The organism is Pantoea sp. DY-17, from assembly GCF_019795975.1.
Classification (GTDB): Bacteria; Pseudomonadota; Gammaproteobacteria; order Enterobacterales; family Enterobacteriaceae; genus Pantoea; species Pantoea leporis.
Window position 1 is genome coordinate 266916 of the sequence record NZ_JAIMIG010000004.1, and the last position, 17367, is coordinate 284282.

Genomic DNA, 17367 nt, shown 5'->3' on the forward strand with positions numbered 1-17367 from the left:
TTTCCGCTGCGTTTGCCATAAATTGATCAAGCCACCCCACGCTTTTTTGCGCAAATTTTAGCGATTTTCTTAAATACAGATATTTCTGTGCAGCTATCTAAACATCCATCCTAAAAGCCGCTTTCATTTCCTGAAATATAGTCCGTTGTAATCACTGAAAAATCATAAAAACACCGGATCCATCGACATGATTTATTACGTTCATAGATAAATCGCATTGTTGTTTCGCCCGTTCAGAGCTCTATAATTTGTTCTTTACGCATTCAAGAATTTACCAGGAGGCTGCTATTAATACTAACCAACAGCAATATAACGCTTTCGAGGATCGACGCGCTGATGCTGAACTGGAGTATCAATATAATCCTCACGAGTTCGTTCGCGAAGGTATGCAGGATTCGGAGCCGGAACCCGAGCTGATTGAAGGTTTGCCCGCGCCGGATGCGCTGACGCCTGCCGATCGCTACATGGAACTGTTTGAGCAGGTACAGACATCGCACATATTTGCTGACAGCAAAACGTTTCCGGACTGCGCACCAAAATTCGATCCGCTGGATATTTTAATCCGTTTTCGTCGCCGTAAACGCGCAGCGGATTTTGATCTGGAAGCATTCGTGCACGAACATTTTTATTCACCTCAGGTGAATGAGAGTTTTTATGTTTCCAATCCAGATAAAACCTTAACCGAACATATTGACGATCTGTGGCCGGTGTTAACCAAAATGCCACAGCAACATTTGGCACACTCATCGCTGCTGCCGTTGCCAAAACCTTACGTGGTGCCCGGAGGCCGATTTGGAGAAACCTATTACTGGGACTCCTACTTCAGCATGCTCGGCCTCGCCGATGCAGGCCGTGACGATCTGCTGCGTCATATGGCGGATAACTTCGCCTGGCTGATTGATAACTACGGTCACGTGCCGAATGGCAACCGTACTTACTACCTCAGCCGTTCGCAGCCGCCGGTGTTTGCGCTGATGGTGGAACTGTTTGAAGAGGATGGCATTCGCGGTGCGAAACGCTATCTCGATCAGCTGATGAAAGAGTACCAGTTCTGGATGGACGGCGCGGGTGAGCTGATGCCGCATCAGGCCTATCGCCACGTGGTGCGCATGCCAGATGGTTCGCTGCTCAACCGTTACTGGGACGATCGCGACACGCCGCGCGATGAGTCGTGGCTGGAAGATATTGAAACCGCGAAGAAATCAGGTCGTCCGGCCAACGAGGTTTATCGCGATCTGCGTGCCGGTGCCGCATCGGGCTGGGATTACTCTTCACGCTGGCTGCGTGATCCGCAGCGTCTGGCGAGTATCCGTACCACGCAATTTATTCCGATCGATCTCAACGCGTTCCTCTACAAGCTGGAGCTGATGATTTCGACGCTGTCGCACGCTAAAGGTGAAGAGCTCACGGCGCTGGCGTGGCAGAAAAAAGCCGATGCGCGTAAGCAGGCGATTCATCGCTATCTGTGGGATAACACTGCCGGGGTGTACCGCGATTACGACTGGCGTCGCGAACGCTTTGGCGCCTTCACCGCTGCTGCGGTGGTGCCGCTGTTCCTCGGCCTCGCCTCGCCTGAGCAGGCGCACCTGCAGGCCGTTGCGCTGCGCCATCTGTTACTGACGCAAGGCGGCTTGTTAACCTCGATGGTGGAGAGCGGCGAACAATGGGATAAACCCAATGCCTGGGCGCCGTTGCAGTGGATGGCGGTGGTCGGTTTGAATCACTACGGTGAAGAGACGCTGGCGACAGAAATTGCCGTTAACTGGCTGAATACGGTAAATAATTTCTATTCACTGCATCATAAGCTGGTGGAGAAGTATGACATCAGCGGCGATCGCGCCCGTCCGGGTGGCGGCGGCGAATATCCGCTGCAGGACGGCTTCGGCTGGACTAATGGCGTCACCCGCAGATTGATGACCATGTATGGGCATTTGCTGGCGGATTGAGATTGGTGCGGCTTGATGCCCTCACCCTGACCCTCTCCCACAGGGAGAGGGAAACGCTGCCACATGTAAGCTCGATCGGCCCGGGGAGAGGGAAACGCTGCCACATATCCACACGTATTCGCTTGATCGGTCCCCTCTCCCGCCTGCGGGTGAGGGTAAAAACTACCCCGCCAACCCAAACCCCTGCTTACCATTCTTCTTAATTTGATACATCGCCTCATCGGCCCGCGTCAGCGCTTCATCAAAGCTGTCACGTTCCTGCACCTGCGCAATGCCAATCGACGCACCAATCTGCGCATGGCCGTTATCGATATCAAACGGCGTCAGCGCAGCATCCAGCACCGCCTGCATCATAATGCGCACTTTCGGATAGTCGATCAGGAACGGCATCAGCAGCACAAACTCGTCGCCGCCGAGTCGGCCAATCACCACGTTTGGCGGCACCACGTCGATGATGCGCTGGCTCAGTTGAATCAACACCTCATCACCACTGCGATGTCCCAAGGTATCGTTGACGTGTTTGAAGTTATCAAGATCGATAAACGCCACGCACAGCGGGCCCAGCGCTTTCATCCTGCCGAACTGCGTATTTAGCGCATGGCGATTAGTCAGTCCGGTTAGCGGATCGTGATGCGCCAGCGATGAGAGCTGCGCTTCGTACTGCTTCTCTTTGGTCATATCGATGTGCGTGCCGGTGACTTTGAGCGGATTGCCCGCTGCGTCCCATTCGGTAACGCGTCCGCGATCCAGCACCCATTTAATGTTGTCGTTTTTGCCCAGCATGCGGTGCAGCGCTTCGTAATAAGGCGCACGCCCTTCAATGTGATCGTAAAAAGCTTTGAGCACTTCGTCGGCGTCATCCGGATGCAGGCGTTCGCGCCACACATCGAACTGCGCTTTGGTCTCTTTCGGCTGAAAACCCAGCATCGCACCCCAGCGACGATTAAAAATCACCAGCTTGCCGCTGGGAATATCCAGCTGCCACAAACATAAACCGGTTCCATCCAGCGCTGCACTCAGCTTATTACGCGCGTCATGCGCTATACGCTTTAACCGCGCATTATGCTTTTTCAGGTTCTGAATCTGCTGACGCAGCGCTTCTTCTGACATGGTTGGCTGAAGGAGAGGAAATAAGCGCTATTTTGCCTGCCGGGAAGTTTCTGTAAATAAAACAAATGAAAAGCCGATTAGCAGCGGCAAATTGGAGAAACTTCAGGAGTTACGTCGAAAGTTTCCTGTCAAAACAGCTGACTTAACTTACTTAAGTACCAGCCTGTAGTAAGCCCCGCCTACATACGTAAGAAATTTCTTAAAAAGCATTTAATAACCGTTGAGCTTCGTGCCGCTGTGAAGGGTCACTGGCGCATTAAAGCGCAGCCAGAGGGCCGCACCGCCGCACGGCAGTGCCTAAAGCAGCAAAGAAAACTGAGAATCAATTCGTGGGCAAACGCATTTTTAGCATGATTTTTTTGTTGGGCTTTTGCCTGTCGGCCTGGAGCGCCACCACCTTAAAATTCACGCCGCGTTACGGTCTGGTTTCCCCTGAAGTGACGCTGAATGCAGAGAGCCAACAGTGGCTAAAACGTCATTCGGTGCTGCGCGTTGGCGTATGGAGCCACACGTTACCGCCCTATTCGGTTGAATTCGAAGAGGACACCTTTGAAGGACTGTCCGCCGATTATCTGGCCATCATCGCGAAAACGCTGAATCGCCCGGTCGAAGTTAAGCGCTATAACACCCGTCTCGATCTGGTTAACGCGCTCAATAACAAGCAAGTCGATTTAATTCCTTACTACCCGCAGGCTGCTAATCATGAAACCAAACTGGCGCTGAGTATTCCCTATTCGCTGGCGCAAAGCGTGTTGATTAGCCGCCGCCAGGCAAAATTTGATCGTCAGCTGAATGACAGCCGCTACCGCCTGATGTACTACGGTGACGACGAACTGAAAGCGCTGCTGCATAAACGCTATCCCGAAGCCACATTAGCGCCCGCCTCACCGCCGCTCTGGGCCTATACCGATACCGCTTTTAATGAGGACATGGTGTTCTGGAGTAACTCCGCCACGCAGCGCTATTTGTCGCAGCGCGGCTTGCAGAACATCATTGAAGGCCATAGCACGCCTTACATGAACGATGTGGATGCACGCTTTGCCGCCCGCGCGGACAATGCTGAGCTGATCGACGCCATTAATGAAATTCTTAAAAATATCCCGCTACGTAATGCCGTACAAATTGCCGAAGCCTGGGGGCTTGATTACCGGTCGGTGGTGAAGAATCATCCTTTGGACCTTAGCGAAGCCGAAGCAAAATGGCTGGCGGAGCACCGCGACATCACGGTGAATTACGACCCTACACATCTGCCTTTCACCTTTCTCGACAGCAAACAGCGTGTCGCCGGACTCAGCGTTGATTTGTTAAATCTCATCTCGCAACGCACCGGTATTCGTTTTCATTACAACCCAATGCGGGGCTTGAGCAATATGCGCGATGCGCTGGTTAATCAACGCGATTCCCTGATTGTGGTGAGTGACGGCGCGTCAAAGCAGAGCCCGCAGATTCAATACACGCGATCTTATGTCTATTCGCCTTGGGTGGTGATGACCCGCAGCGACAGTAACTGGCACAGTTTCGATGAGATGACAGGGAAACGCATCGGCATCTACGAGCGTTCTTATTATCGCTTTGATCTGCGTCGCCGCTGGCCAACCATCGATTTTAGTGAAAATGCGGTTTCGCTCGACTCCCTCGGGCAGCTGCAGGACAAAGAGGTTGACGGCTTTATCGTGCCCTACGAATCGGCGCAATATTTGCTGAATAACCACTTCAACGATCGCTTCAAAGTGGCGTTTGTCGCACCGTTGCCGATGTTTCGCATGGCGATGGCCACCAATGTGGCAGATGAGCATCTGAATTCCATCCTGAATAAAGCGCTGTCCGATATTCCGCAGCCAACCATGCAGTCACTGATGGAGCGCTGGATCAAGTACACGCCGCCCGCCACCAGCACGTCCTGGCAGAGCTATCGCAGTTACGTGCTGCGTATTGCTGCGGTGGCCGGCATTTGCCTGCTGTTTTTCCTGTGGCGCAACCATCTGCTGAAATCGTCGCTGGCGAGGCAGCGCCAGCACGAGCGCGAAATCAGCAACCAACTGCACACGATCGAAACGTTGTTAGAAGACGTGCGTAAAGCGAAGCGTGCGGCACTGCGCTCCAGCGAGGCGAAAAGTACTTTCCTTTCACATATGAGCCATGAAATCCGCACGCCGTTGGCGGCACTGATTGGCCTGTTGGAGATTGAACATTTAGGTCAGAGCGACGAAGCGCAGCGGCAAAAGAATATCGATTTGGCGTGGGAATCTTCCCGTTCACTGCTCTCGCTGGTCGGCGATATTCTCGACCTGGCGAAAATCGAATCCGGTCATTTCAGCATTCGCCACATGCCGATGTCACTGAGCGATGTGGTTTACGACACTGAAGCGCTATTCCGTCAGGTGGCGCTAAATAAAGGGCTGGCGCTCAATGTCATGCTGGATATCGATCAGGACAGCGTGCTGTTTGATCCCGTGGCGTTGAAGCAGATCCTGGCGAACCTGGTCAGCAATGCCATTAAGTTTACCGCGCGGGGTGAAGTTGAAGTGGCGCTTTACCAGGCAGATATCACTAAACCCGAATACGTACTGGAAGTCTGCGACAGTGGGGTTGGTCTCACACCAGAACAGCAAAAGGCGATTTTCGAGCCCTTTGTTCAGGTGGATCAGGGCACTAATCGCGTCAGTGGCACCGGACTGGGTCTCAATATCTGTCGCCGTCTGGCGGTGATGCTGGGAACCGAGCTGCATGTAGAGAGCGAGCCCGATGAGGGCAGCGTATTTATGCTGCGCTTCATCGCCCAGCCCGCCACGCTGACTGAAGCAGAAGCTGAGCCAGTTGATGACGTTGTGCACGCATCCTTAAGAATGCTGGTTGTGGATGACAACGCCACCAATCGCCTGCTGCTGGCACAACAGTTGCGTTACGCCGGGCATCATGTGTTAGTGGCAGAGGACGGTGAAGCGGCGCTGGCACTGTGGCGCGAACATGACGTTGATCGTGTGATCACCGATTGCAATATGCCAGGCATGGATGGCTTTGAATTTACCCGCCAGTTACGTATTGAGGAGAAGCTAATGAATCGCCGCGCAGTCCCGATTTATGGCCTGACGGCGATGGCAGAAGAGCGTGTTGCACAACTCGCGACGCAGGCTGGTATGGATGGTTGCCTGTTTAAACCGCTGGAGCGCACCCAGCTGCTGCGAGTGGTCACCGGCAGCGCTGCCAGCAGCATGCGTAATGAAACCCTGCTTACCCTGGAAAACCTCGCGGCCAATGATCCGCAAGCCTGGCGCGATCTGGTCACCACCGCTCAGCAGCAAAATGCGCGCGATCTTGCACAACTGGAGCAAGCGGCCATGGCGGAGGACTTCCCTGGTGCACACCACGCTGCACATCAATTACTTGGCAGCGCCAAATTACTGCGCGCTGAAAGCTTACAACAGAGTTGCCTTGCCGCCGAGCAGGCAGCCGAACAACGAGAGAGTGCGTTTCTGCAGCAGCTGATTCCCGCAGTCGCTACAGCAGTGGCCGAACTGGAAGCGATCTTCCTCCACGCACTAAAAAATAATCCTGATAATGAGGTGAAACCATGAAACAAGATGCAATCTGGCAGGTTGTCGTATTAGACGATCATCCACTGATCGGCAAAGCAATTCAGTATCGTCTGGCGCAGGAAGCGCTGCTGGAGCTGGCTGGCGCCTTTTCGCAACGCCAGCAGCTGATGGCATTTTTGCAGCGTCATTCAGTGGACGTGCTGGTGCTGGACTACATGCTTGGCGAGGACGAACTCGACGGGCTGCAGATGGTGAAACAGCTGCGCGCGCGATATCCCGATTTGAAAATCCTGATCTCCTCGGCAGTAGAAAAACCGGCAATAGTGCAACTGCTGTTAAAAGCGGGTGTGCATGGCTTTGTGGGTAAAAGTGAAGACCAGGAAGTGCTGATTACCGCCCTGCATCAGGTATGCCGTAACAAGCGTTTTCTCACCGCCGATATGCTGCTGGAGATGGATAAGTTTCAGGAAAGCGATCGGGAAATGCATGACTATTTATTGCCGCGTCAAACTGGCGAAGATATCACGCTGCTGCTGCGCAATCTCAGCCCACGTGAGATCGAGGTGATCCGTTGCTATCTGGATGGATTAAGCATTACGCAAATCGCCGGAAAATATGCGCGCAGCCGTAAAACCATCAGCGGGCAAAAACAGACTGCACTGCGTAAATTGGGTCTGCGATCTGATTTGGAATTATTTAAATACAAAGAGCATTTCGGTGAAATTGTGCTGCATCACTGATGCATAAATTGTGTTCTGTGACGCGGATCAAGGCTTAGTGGCCGCGCTGTGCTGTCATGATGTTTACTAGAATGGTAGTTTATCAGTTATCACAGACACGATAACGGTGGATGACATTATGCAGCTGACAATGCGTTGGTTTGGTCCGAAAGAAGATAAAGTTTCGCTGGAATATATTCGTCAGGTGCCGGGCGTGCGCGGCGTCGTGGGCGCGCTGTATGACGTGCCGGTAGGTGAAACCTGGCCGAAAGAGAAAATTAACGCGCTGGTTAAGCAGGTGCATGCCGCCGGGCTGACCGTGGAAGTGATCGAAAGCGTCAACATTCACGACGACATCAAAATCGGTCTGCCAAGCCGCGATCGTTACATCGAAAATTATCAGCAGAGCATCCGTAACCTGGCCGAAGCGGGTGTGAAAGTGATTTGCTACAACTTCATGCCGGTGTTCGACTGGATGAAGACCGACATGAACTACGTGCTGCCAGACGGCTCGCTCACCATGGCGTTCGAGAAGAAAGGCATTGATAAGAGCCTCGACGAAGTGGTGCAGGAAGTGCTGGGCAACGCCAATGGTTTCGCCCTGCCGGGTTGGGAACCGGAACGTCTGGCAAAAGTGCAGGATCTGTTTGCCCAATACAAAGATGTTGATGACGCTAAGCTGCGTGAAAACCTCGCTTACTTTCTGAAAGCGGTGATCCCGGTATGTGAAGAAGTGGGCGTGAAGATGGCGATCCACCCGGACGATCCACCGTATTCGATCTTCGGCCTGCCGCGCGTGGTGAAGAACCGCGACGATCTCGACTGGATCTGTAACGTGGTCGATTCCGAGGCTAACGGCATCACGCTGTGTACCGGATCGATTGCCGAAGATCCGAGTAATGATGTGTACGCCATTCTGGCGGAGTTCTCGCGCCGCAAACGTATTCCGTTCGCCCATGTGCGTAACATCAAGATTATCCAGGATAAAGATTTCTACGAGTGCGCGCACCCAACCGAATACGGTTCGCTGGATATGTATAAAGTGCTGCAATCAATGCATGACAACGGCTTCGATGGCTACATCCGTTCGGATCACGGCCGCTTTATCTGGGGCGAAACCGGCCGTCCGGGCTACGGTTTGTACGACCGCGCGCTAGGCACCACCTATCTGCTGGGATTGTGGGAAGCGCTGAGTAAGCGCTGAGTTGGGTGCGCTTTTTCCCTCACCCTAGCCCTCTCCCGCAAGCGGGCGAGGAACTTTTTGCTCCTTCTCCCCGTGGGAGAGGGCCGGGGTGAGGGCATCAGCGCGCAGCATAATCACCGCACAACCTGACAAACTCGCCTTCCCCACTTGCCGTTAAATATATACAGTCAAACTGTACATATTCAGCGGGGGCTCACCATGTCAGAACATAACAAAGCCGTTGTGCGTCGTTTCAATCAGCAGGTGATTGCCGAAGGCGATCGCCAGGCTTTCGATCAGCTCGTCGGCGAAAACTTCATTAACCGCTCAGCGCCAGCCGGCGCGCCCAGCGATCGCGAAAGTCTTTGGCACACCTTCGATCAGATCCTGCGCCCCGCTTTCTCCCATCTTCAGGTGCACGTTGAAGATCAAATCGCCGAGCGCGATTGGGTCACCACGCGCAAAACAATAACCGGCGTTCACAGCGGATCGCTGATGGGCATCGCACCCACCGGTTTACCTGTAACGATCGCGGTGATCGATATGGTGCGAATTGAAGAGGGAAAATACGCGGAACATTGGGGCATGAACACGCTGGCGGCGGTGATGACGCAGTTAAAGCAGTTTGCGTAACGCAGCCAGCCCTTTTTGCAGATCGTCGCGATCCTGCTGGTCGAGTGTTTCATTGATGCGCACCGCAAGCCAGTCGGCACGCTGTTGACGTGCGGCCGCCAACGCAGCGCGCGCCTGATCGCTCAGCACAATCACCTGCGCCCGCGCGTCCTGCGCGCTTTTTTGTCGCAGCACCAAATCTTGCGCCTCGAGTTCGTTAATCACTAATCGCATGCTTTGATGCTTCACGCCGCGCAGCCGCGCGAGATCGGCGATAGAAAGCGCGTCATGGCTGTCGAGCAGATCTAAGGTTTCATATTGCGAGGTGCGCACGGTCGCGGTGCTGACGCGGACGTTACGTACCAAATGACTGACCATCTTACGGAGCTCTTCCGCCAGCTGCTGGGTTTCATTTTCAGTGCTCAAAGGGGCGATTCCTGCGCGCTATCGTCGGTCCATTATAGGAAACCTATTGCCAGGCTTTAAACAACAAACTGGCATTCACGCCGCCAAAGCCAAAACCGTTGGAAAGCGCATAGGTCATTGCCGTCGGCTGTGGCTTGAGTGCCACAAGATTCAGCCCAACAGCCGCTTCATCCGGATGCTGCAGATTGAGCGTCGGCGGAGCAACCTGATCGCGCAGCGCCAGAATCGAGAAGATCGCTTCCACGCCGCCCGCCGCACCGAGCAGATGTCCGGTGGCCGATTTAGTGGAGGTGATCGCTACCTTGCTGCCAGCAAACAGCGAGCTAATTGCTGCCAGTTCGCCCTTGTCGCCGACCGGCGTCGACGTAGCATGTGCATTGATATGCTGTACCTCGCTCGCCGTAATGCCCGCCTGCGCCAGCGCGGTTTCCATTGCCCGGCGTGCCCCTTCACCATTTTCCGGGCCGGCGGTGAGATGGTAAGCATCTGCGCTGGTGCCGTAACCCACCAGCTCCGCCAGCGGTGTCGCGCCGCGCGCCTGCGCATGTTCCAGCGATTCAATCACCAGCAATCCCGCGCCCTCACCCATCACAAAACCGTCGCGGTCGCGATCAAACGGACGCGAAGCCTGCTCTGGACGATCGTTAAAGCTGCCCGACATCGCTTTCGCTGCGGCAAATCCGGCCAGGCTCACGCGATGGATCGCCGCTTCGGTGCCGCCGCACAGCGCAATATCCGCTTCGCCGCTGCGAATCAAGCGCGCCGCATCACCAATCGCCTGCGCACCCGCCGCGCACGCCGTCACCGGCGCGCCAATTGGCCCACGAAAACCATGTGCAATCGAAACGTGTCCGGCAGCCAGATTGGCGAGAAACGAAGGAATGGTAAACGGCGACAAGCGACGCGGCCCACGCTCGGCGGTGGTTTCAACCGCGTTGGCGATTTCGTTAAAGCCGCCGATGCCGGTGGCGATCACCGTGGCGGTGCGCTGCTGTTGCGCACTGTCCTGCGGGAACCAGTTGGCTTGCGTCAGCGCTTCATGCGCCGCCACCAGCGCGAACTCGATAAAGCGATCCATTTTCTTGCGATCTTTGGCGGCGATAATGCCGTCGGGATTAAAACCGTGCTGGGGATCCTGCTCCAGCGTCGGCACCTGTCCCGCCACTTTGCAGGCGATATCCTGCACCATCTCTGGCGGCAAGGCGCTGATGCCCGATTTTCCCGCCAGCAGCGACTGCCAAACCGCTTCCGTGCCGCAGCCCAGCGGCGATACCAGCCCCATGCCGGTAATGACAATTCGTTTCATTTTTCATTCCTTAATCTGCGGATGCTTACTTGCGCGTTAGCGTTATGACTGCGGCTGGTGCAGCGGCGGCGGCGCAAATTTCTGGGTGTTATCTCCAGCGCGTTTTTTCTGCAGATAATCATGGCGATAGTGCATCATCGGCTCCGCTGCCGGGCCGGGCACCATCTGATAGTTATCCAGCGTCAGCGGCTGGCCGTTTTCGCTATCGACCAGCTGCATCTTCACCGGACGCTGCGTAGCGCTTTCCACCAGCTGCATCTGGCGACCTTCCGGCGAGAAATGCGTGCTGCCCCACTCGGTGAGCGCCAGAATTACGCCGCGAAAATCGCGACCGACGGCCGTCAGGTGATATTCGAAGCGCGCCGGGCTGGTGCTGTAACACACCTTCTCCAGCAAGCCATCGTCCACCAGCTCTTTCAGCCGCCGCGACAATATGTTGGGCGCTACACCGCTGCTTTTCTGGAACTCATCGAAGCGCGTAAAACCGGCCAGCGCATCGCGCATAATCAGTATGCTCCAGCCATCGCCAATGCGCCCAAGGCTGCGCGCGATGGGACAAGGCATGTTGTAGAGCGGTTGGTTTTTCAAGGTTGGCTATCCCGCATCGGTTTGATGCCGGATACTGTTGCAGAGTGACTTTCATTTTGCAAGTAACTTGCAGAATGAAAGTGATTTGGCGATGGCTTCTTTGCACAACAAAGTGCGCCGCTACGGTTGGGCGCACTTGATCGTAGCGGCGCGATTTATCGCGCGGATTTGGTCAGGTCCGTACCCGCAATCTCGCCTCAATCTTATCGGCGATCTTGGTCACCACATAGGCAATCACCATGTAAAACACCACCGCCACCAGGAAGGCTTCGAGGTAGTAGAAATTCAGCGCCGCGGTCAGTTGCGCCTGGGCGAAGATATCCACCACTTCGATGGCAAACGCCAGCGACAGCGCTTTCATGATCACCATAAAGGCGTTGGCCAGATCGGGAATCGCCGCCACGATAATCTGCGGGAACATCACGCGGCGGAACAGCTGGCCGCCACTGTAACCGAGCGACAGCGCCGCATCCGATTGTCCGCTATCAAAGGAGTTGAGCGCGCCCTTCCACACTTCCGCCTGAAACGCCGCGACGCAGGCGCTCAGGGCGACGATGATGATCACCCAGTTCGGCAGCGAGTGCGCATTCACTTTCACGCCAATCAGCGTGGCGACGAAATCCAGCGCCGGCGGCAAACCGTAATAGGCGAGGAAAATCACCACCACCATCGGCACGCCTTTGAAGGCGATCTTGTAAGCGATCACCAACTGGCGCAGCACAGGAATGCGGCGATGTTCAATAAAGGCAAACAGCCCGCCGAGCAGCGTTGAACAGATAAACACCGTCACCGCCATCAGCAGCGTCACCGGCACCGCATCGAGAATGCTCCAGAAGTCCGGCAGTAAAACCTCAAGATCAAACATGGTTTCTCTCCCTTATCAGACGCTGGTGAATTTGACGCGTGCAGCAGTTTTCGAGCTGTACTTCGCGTGACGTTGTTCGAAGAAACGGATAATCAACCAGGCCACGCCGCACAGCAGCGAATAGAGCACCGCCAGCACCAGATAAGTGCCGAACTGATATTGGTTGTAGTCGCGTTCCATGATCAGATGCGCAGTCGCCATCACATCCGCCGCACCGATGTACATCACCAGCGCCACGTTATGAATCAGATAGATAATCGCATTGCCGTAACCCGGCAGCGCATAGTGCACCGCTTGCGGACCGACAATACGCAGCATTTTCTGGCGGAAGCTGTAGCCCATGCTGTCGGCGGCGTCATGCTGGCCGCTCTCCACGGCTAGAAACGCCGGGCGCATCACTTCCGACAGATAACCGCCGTGATACAGACTCAGGCCAATCATCGCCGCGATGTTGGCAGTGACAAAATCGCTGAAGCCAAACTGCTCGGCCACCAGCGGCAAGCCATAAAACGCGACAAACAGCTGCAGCACTACCGGCACGCTGCGCGCGTATGAGACGTACAAATCCACAAACTGGCTGATAACCGGGATGCGGCGCACGCGGAACACGGTGGCGATCAGCGCCAGGAAGAACCCGACGATCATCGCGACAAACATTATGCCAAGCGTCAACGGCAGCGCCGAGAGCAGCTCGGGAATCATCGAAGTCAGATTCACGGTGAAACACTCCTGCTAACAATGAAGCAACGCCCGGCTCAGCACCGGGCGCAGCTTTAGTGAATCCTTACTTCATGTACTTCGTGACGTCTTCGCCAAACCACTTCTGCGCCAGCTTATCCAGCGTGCCGTCCGCTTTCAGCTGTTGCAGCGTTTTGTTGATGTCATCGTTCAGCGCCTGGTTCTCGGCAGAACGGTGAATCAGCACGTAAGTGTTGTTGATGGCAACCGGCTCGCTGGCTTTGATCGCCAGTTTCTGGTTGTCGATCACCGTTTGCTCGCCGAGGTTCGAAGGCAGGATCAGCGCATCATATTTGCCACGCTGCACCTCTTTCAGACGATCCGGATAAGGCACGCCAGCGCTCGAAGCTTTGATCTCAACTTTGTCGTTCGGGTTGTCCTGCTGCCACTGCGTCACGAATTTGTACACGCCGCCGCCGGCGGTAACCGGCACAATCTTCTTGCCGACCAGATCTTTCATGCTGTTGATGGTGCTATCGCTGCGGCTGTAGATCTTCATCAGGCTGGCACCGATCGGCGCATCCGGAATCAGGAACTGTTTGCTGCGCGTTGGCGCTTTGTAATAACCGCCGGTCGCCATGTCATATTTGCCGGTGGCGAGGCCCGTTTCCTGGGCGATATCCGCCGCACCTTCCATCACAAATTTGTACTGCGGCAGTTTAGCGTTGATGGCTTTCAGCACGTCCGGCTCGTAGCCCTGCGGCTCGTGACCAATCGCGCCCCACGACAGCGGTTTAGACTCCGCCGCAGTGGCGATTTTGATGGTGCGCACCGCGTCGGCGAAGCTGTTACCGCTGATGAGTGCCAGCGCGATGATGCCAGGCGCGGCCAGGCGACGTAAAGTGGTTTTGATTGCAGGCATGTCGTTGATTCCTTTAATTATTAGAATACGCGTTCTGAATTGAGGAACTGAGCAAGTCGCGGCAGGGTTGGATTATCAAACATCTCAGTCGGGCTGCCCTGCGCGGCCACCACGCCCTGATCCATAAAGACGATGCGGTTCGAGATACTTTTGGCGAACTGCATTTCGTGCGTCACCAGCAGCGAGGTAATGCCGGAGGACGCCACATCTTTAATCACTTTCAGCACCTCGCCCACCAGCTCCGGATCGAGCGATGAGGTCGGTTCATCAAACAACATCACATCAGGACGCACCGCCAGCGCGCGGGCGATGCCGGTACGCTGCAGCTGACCGCCGGAAAGCTGCGACGGATAGTGATCGAGTTTGGCGCCCAATCCGACGCGCTCCAGCTCCTGCACGGCGATATCGCGCGCTTGCTGTTTGCTTTTGCGTTGAATGACGATCAGCGGATCCATCACGTTTTCCAGCACCGTCATGTTTTTGAACACGTTGAACTGCTGAAACACCATCGCGGTGCGCAGGCGGATCGCCTGGATCGCCGCTTTATCCGGTGCCTGATAATCCATGCGGATCTGATCGAGCTGAATGGTGCCCGACGCCGGTTTCGCCAGATAGTTAATGCAGCGCAACAGCGTGGTTTTACCGGTGCCGCTTGGCCCGATGATCGACACCACATCGCCGCGTTTCACCGACAAATCGACACCTTTCAGGATCGGCGTGCTGCCGTAAGAGAGCTTAATATCGTTGAGTTCTAACATGCAGCAGCCCTTATTTGTTCAGGTCAGCATGGCCAAGCACATGCATTAGACGGTTAGCCCAGCCAAAAATGGCGATGGCGTGGATCAGATCGATAATCTCCTGATCGTTCATGCCGACCGCGTGCAGTGCCGCCATATCTTCGGCGCTGGCTTCTGACGGCGTCACCGACAGGCGGCGGGCAAAACGGTAGATCGCCGCATCACGCTCGCCGAGCACATCCGCACGATCAAAGTAGATGGCGCTCACCACTGCATCACTTTCGGCCAGCTGCGCATGGCGACGCGCGTGCACCACCGCGCAATATTTGCAGCCGTTAACGATCGACGCGCCCAGCGCGCCGAGTTCACGATCCGCGCGATCCAGCCCGCCATCGACATACATAATGGCGTTGAAGAGCACGGTACGCGCCACGTAGCTGTCGGGATCGTGCGCTAACGTGCGCACATATTCGGAGATTTTCTTGTTGGATGGCGTCACTTTCATCGCATCGAGCTGCGCGGGCGTGGCCTCTTCTACCTCAACCGGCGCAATATACGGATGCCAGTGCAGCGGCTTGAGATTAACCGACGGAATCATGCAGACCTCAGCAAACGTAATCCGGCCGCGACGCGCGTCTGGAAGTTAATAAAAGCGATCAGCTCGGAGAGCGCCACAATCTGCGGATTGCTCAATCCGGTCTGCTCCAGCAGGCGAATGTGCTGCTCCGTGGCGTGCATTGGCTGCTGGGTAATGAGATCGGCGTGGCGCGCGATGCTCGCCAGCGGTTCTGGCAGATCGGTGGCGCCTGCCGCCAGCGCCAGCAGCGCCTCTGACGGCTGCAACGCCGCCAGCTGCGTCTGATAATCCTGTTGCAGCGCGGCATCGTTATTCAGCTGCGCCATGCGCTGCGCCAGCGCAAAACGTACATCCGGCGCTAAACCCTGATCGTCGTTGGGTGCCAGCACCGAGATGCGGCACTGCTCCGCGCCGTCAACAAATTCCGGACGCAGGCGGCGCGTGCCGTACAGCACATCTTCAGCGTTTAAGCCGACTGCGCGATCAATTGCGTCACTCACTGCGCGTTCTCCTGGTTGAGTAAGGGCGTGGAATCCACCCATTCATCGCCCTGCAATTCAGGGGTGTCAAAAGCCTGTAAGTTGGCGTAATGCTGCTCGACATCTTCAGCAAACAGCGAAGCGGTAATGCCGCGCACCAGACGATCGGCACCGGCGCTCACCGCCGGAATATCGCCGGAGACTTTGCCGTGCGTCAGCATCGCGGCATCGTTGAAGCAGTGAATGTGCGCCAATAGCGGGCATGCGCCTGGTGTCAGTTCGCGAAATTCAAAGGCGGGGCCGAGATCCGGCGCTTCCAGCAGATTGGCCCGCGGCGCGCCCATTTCGGGCTGATAACGTCCGTCGCGCCAGCTGCGGATATGTGGCGCGAGCGCGGCAAACTCCGGGCGGTCGTGGAAATCGTTACTAAAGCCGGTAGCCGCAATGAGGTAGTCGTAGCGCAGCGCGCCTTGCGTGGTTTCGATCAGCAGCCCATTGACCTCTTGCTTGACCGCTTTGATGCCGCAATCAAGCAAGAAGCGAGCATTGGCATGACGCGATACGCGCAGCGTCGATGAGCGCGGCGGCGGCGTTTGCGTGGTGGCGGTGTAATCGACAAACTTCCACTTCCACGCGTCCGGCAGCTGATGCATGCCGTGCACCACGCCCTGACTGCCGATGCCGGTCATTTTGTTGATGCGCGGCATCTGCTTACGACGAATCAGCAGATCCACCGCGCCCGCGCCGTTTTCCAGCGCGGTGGCGGCGTTATCCATTGACGATGCACCTGCGCCAATCACCGCGATGCGTTTGCCCTGCAGGGCAGCGAAATCAATGTCGTCGGCGGAGTGCGCCCAGAACTGGCGGCTAATACCTTGCAGGAAATCCGGCACGGCGAAGCCGCCAAGACCAGAACGTCCGGTGGCCAGCACCAAGCGGCGAGTGTATATGCGGCCGGTTTCGGCACCGCTTACATCGAGCGCAATCAGATCGCCAGCAAAGCCAATGTGGGTGACGCGCACATTGTTGCGCACCGGCAGATTCAGCACCTTGCGATACCAAATCAGATAATCCATCCACTGCGCTTTGGGAATTTTATCCAGCGCTTGCCAGGCTTCTTTGCCCCACTGCGCGGTGAACCACGCGCGGAACGTCAGTTGCGCCATGCCGAGCGCCGGGCCTTGTAGAGATTTCGGTGAACGCAGCGTTTCCATGCGCGCAAAGGTCACCCACGGACCTTCCAGCCCAGCGGGTGTGGCGTCATACGCCACCACATTGCTGATGCCGCTGAACTGCAATTTCGCCACCGCCGCCAGCCCGCACATGCCCGCGCCGATCACCACCACGTCACGCACGGGTGCGCCATCCTGCGTGCGCTCGGGCACCCAGGATTTAGCGGGCAGTTCAAGATATTCCAGATCCTGCTGAAGCTGAGCTTCCAGCGCGGCAAGGCCATCGGCGGCATAAGTCATACATGTTTTCCCAGAAATAAGCGGCGGCCAGGGTGCGGACGAAACCACCAAATCGCGTAAGTGATTGTGCATTTCCATTATCCTGATAACACATAGTTAATGGTCATTAATCACTAAATCACATAGTAAGAGCTAAGGTTTCGCATAATCCTCTTGCCCTAAAACAGAGTCAATAATCGCGCTCAGCTTTTGACCAATGGATTTCTTATAT

General features: G+C 55.8%; 16 protein-coding genes. 5 read left to right on the forward strand and 11 right to left on the reverse strand.

Going from position 1 to position 17367, the window contains the following annotated elements:
• Positions 1-287: 287 nt before the first annotated feature.
• The gene (gene treF / locus K5Y33_RS18060) at positions 288-1946 is read left to right on the forward strand and encodes an alpha,alpha-trehalase TreF (protein ID WP_052026007.1); all 1659 of its coding nucleotides are present in this window, start codon (positions 288-290) and stop codon (positions 1944-1946) included.
• 162 nt (positions 1947-2108) lie between these two features.
• Here treF and K5Y33_RS18065 read toward each other — a convergent pair whose 3' ends face one another.
• The gene (locus K5Y33_RS18065; protein ID WP_222234770.1) at positions 2109-3056 is read right to left on the reverse strand and encodes a sensor domain-containing diguanylate cyclase; all 948 of its coding nucleotides are present in this window, start codon (positions 3054-3056) and stop codon (positions 2109-2111) included.
• A 350-nt stretch (positions 3057-3406) separates the two neighbouring features.
• Between K5Y33_RS18065 and K5Y33_RS18070 the strand changes: the two genes are divergently transcribed.
• The 4 genes from K5Y33_RS18070 to K5Y33_RS18085 all read left to right on the forward strand — a co-directional run bounded on the left by K5Y33_RS18070 (position 3407) and on the right by K5Y33_RS18085 (position 9127).
• The gene (locus tag K5Y33_RS18070) at positions 3407-6631 is read left to right on the forward strand and encodes a transporter substrate-binding domain-containing protein (RefSeq protein WP_255610362.1); all 3225 of its coding nucleotides are present in this window, start codon (positions 3407-3409) and stop codon (positions 6629-6631) included.
• The gene (locus tag K5Y33_RS18075) at positions 6628-7332 is read left to right on the forward strand and encodes a response regulator transcription factor (RefSeq protein WP_222234774.1); all 705 of its coding nucleotides are present in this window, start codon (positions 6628-6630) and stop codon (positions 7330-7332) included. The genes K5Y33_RS18070 and K5Y33_RS18075 overlap by 4 nt, the downstream gene beginning before the upstream one ends.
• A gap of 118 nt (positions 7333-7450) precedes the next feature.
• The gene (gene uxuA, locus K5Y33_RS18080; protein WP_101761877.1) at positions 7451-8515 is read left to right on the forward strand and encodes a mannonate dehydratase; all 1065 of its coding nucleotides are present in this window, start codon (positions 7451-7453) and stop codon (positions 8513-8515) included.
• 198 nt (positions 8516-8713) lie between these two features.
• Positions 8714-9127: an ester cyclase gene (locus K5Y33_RS18085; protein ID WP_222234775.1), complete on the forward strand. Its 414-nt coding sequence runs from the start codon at positions 8714-8716 to the stop codon at positions 9125-9127.
• Here the strand turns inward: K5Y33_RS18085 and K5Y33_RS18090 are convergent.
• From K5Y33_RS18090 to K5Y33_RS18135, 10 genes are all read right to left on the reverse strand, one after another.
• Positions 9110-9532 (reverse strand): MarR family winged helix-turn-helix transcriptional regulator, encoded by a 423-nt coding sequence (locus K5Y33_RS18090; RefSeq protein WP_222234776.1) that lies wholly within the window; start codon positions 9530-9532, stop codon positions 9110-9112. The two genes, K5Y33_RS18085 and K5Y33_RS18090, sit on opposite strands and share 18 nt — an antisense overlap.
• Before the next feature lie 43 nt (positions 9533-9575).
• Complete coding sequence (gene fabF, locus K5Y33_RS18095) at positions 9576-10838, reverse strand: beta-ketoacyl-ACP synthase II (protein WP_222234778.1); 1263 nt, start codon at positions 10836-10838, stop codon at positions 9576-9578.
• A gap of 42 nt (positions 10839-10880) precedes the next feature.
• Positions 10881-11426: a helix-turn-helix domain-containing protein gene (locus K5Y33_RS18100; protein WP_222185486.1), complete on the reverse strand. Its 546-nt coding sequence runs from the start codon at positions 11424-11426 to the stop codon at positions 10881-10883.
• Between the two features lie 172 nt (positions 11427-11598).
• Positions 11599-12291 (reverse strand): amino acid ABC transporter permease, encoded by a 693-nt coding sequence (locus tag K5Y33_RS18105; protein ID WP_192412085.1) that lies wholly within the window; start codon positions 12289-12291, stop codon positions 11599-11601.
• Positions 12292-12306: 15 nt separating this feature from the next.
• Positions 12307-12993 carry an amino acid ABC transporter permease gene (locus K5Y33_RS18110; protein ID WP_154155525.1) on the reverse strand — a complete coding sequence of 229 codons (687 nt, stop codon included), beginning with the start codon at positions 12991-12993 and terminating at the stop codon, positions 12307-12309.
• 82 nt (positions 12994-13075) lie between these two features.
• Positions 13076-13891 carry a transporter substrate-binding domain-containing protein gene (locus K5Y33_RS18115; RefSeq protein WP_101761871.1) on the reverse strand — a complete coding sequence of 272 codons (816 nt, stop codon included), beginning with the start codon at positions 13889-13891 and terminating at the stop codon, positions 13076-13078.
• A gap of 20 nt (positions 13892-13911) precedes the next feature.
• Complete coding sequence (locus K5Y33_RS18120; RefSeq protein WP_222234780.1) at positions 13912-14649, reverse strand: amino acid ABC transporter ATP-binding protein; 738 nt, start codon at positions 14647-14649, stop codon at positions 13912-13914.
• 10 nt (positions 14650-14659) lie between these two features.
• Positions 14660-15226, reverse strand: coding sequence for a peroxidase-related enzyme (locus K5Y33_RS18125; RefSeq protein WP_110867262.1), 567 nt, complete (start codon positions 15224-15226; stop codon positions 14660-14662).
• Positions 15223-15705 (reverse strand): hypothetical protein, encoded by a 483-nt coding sequence (locus K5Y33_RS18130; RefSeq protein WP_222234781.1) that lies wholly within the window; start codon positions 15703-15705, stop codon positions 15223-15225. Before K5Y33_RS18130 ends, K5Y33_RS18125 begins: the two co-directional genes overlap by 4 nt.
• The gene (locus tag K5Y33_RS18135) at positions 15702-17156 is read right to left on the reverse strand and encodes an NAD(P)-binding domain-containing protein (protein ID WP_222234782.1); all 1455 of its coding nucleotides are present in this window, start codon (positions 17154-17156) and stop codon (positions 15702-15704) included. Before K5Y33_RS18135 ends, K5Y33_RS18130 begins: the two co-directional genes overlap by 4 nt.
• Between the last annotated feature and the right edge of the window lie 211 nt (positions 17157-17367).

What these genes read in the sequence shown, in the direction of transcription:
- K5Y33_RS18110 (WP_154155525.1), bottom strand. Translation starts at nt 12,993, where the DNA reads ATGATTCCCGAGCTGCTCTCGGCGCTGCCGTTGACGCTTGGCATAATG.
- uxuA (WP_101761877.1), top strand. Translation starts at nt 7,451, where the DNA reads ATGCAGCTGACAATGCGTTGGTTTGGTCCGAAAGAAGATAAAGTTTCG.
- K5Y33_RS18105 (WP_192412085.1), bottom strand. Translation starts at nt 12,291, where the DNA reads ATGTTTGATCTTGAGGTTTTACTGCCGGACTTCTGGAGCATTCTCGAT.
- K5Y33_RS18065 (WP_222234770.1), bottom strand. Translation starts at nt 3,056, where the DNA reads ATGTCAGAAGAAGCGCTGCGTCAGCAGATTCAGAACCTGAAAAAGCAT.
- K5Y33_RS18115 (WP_101761871.1), bottom strand. Translation starts at nt 13,891, where the DNA reads ATGCCTGCAATCAAAACCACTTTACGTCGCCTGGCCGCGCCTGGCATC.
- fabF (WP_222234778.1), bottom strand. Translation starts at nt 10,838, where the DNA reads ATGAAACGAATTGTCATTACCGGCATGGGGCTGGTATCGCCGCTGGGC.
- K5Y33_RS18075 (WP_222234774.1), top strand. Translation starts at nt 6,628, where the DNA reads ATGAAACAAGATGCAATCTGGCAGGTTGTCGTATTAGACGATCATCCA.
- K5Y33_RS18085 (WP_222234775.1), top strand. Translation starts at nt 8,714, where the DNA reads ATGTCAGAACATAACAAAGCCGTTGTGCGTCGTTTCAATCAGCAGGTG.
- K5Y33_RS18125 (WP_110867262.1), bottom strand. Translation starts at nt 15,226, where the DNA reads ATGATTCCGTCGGTTAATCTCAAGCCGCTGCACTGGCATCCGTATATT.
- K5Y33_RS18135 (WP_222234782.1), bottom strand. Translation starts at nt 17,156, where the DNA reads ATGACTTATGCCGCCGATGGCCTTGCCGCGCTGGAAGCTCAGCTTCAG.
- K5Y33_RS18120 (WP_222234780.1), bottom strand. Translation starts at nt 14,649, where the DNA reads ATGTTAGAACTCAACGATATTAAGCTCTCTTACGGCAGCACGCCGATC.
- K5Y33_RS18070 (WP_255610362.1), top strand. Translation starts at nt 3,407, where the DNA reads ATGATTTTTTTGTTGGGCTTTTGCCTGTCGGCCTGGAGCGCCACCACC.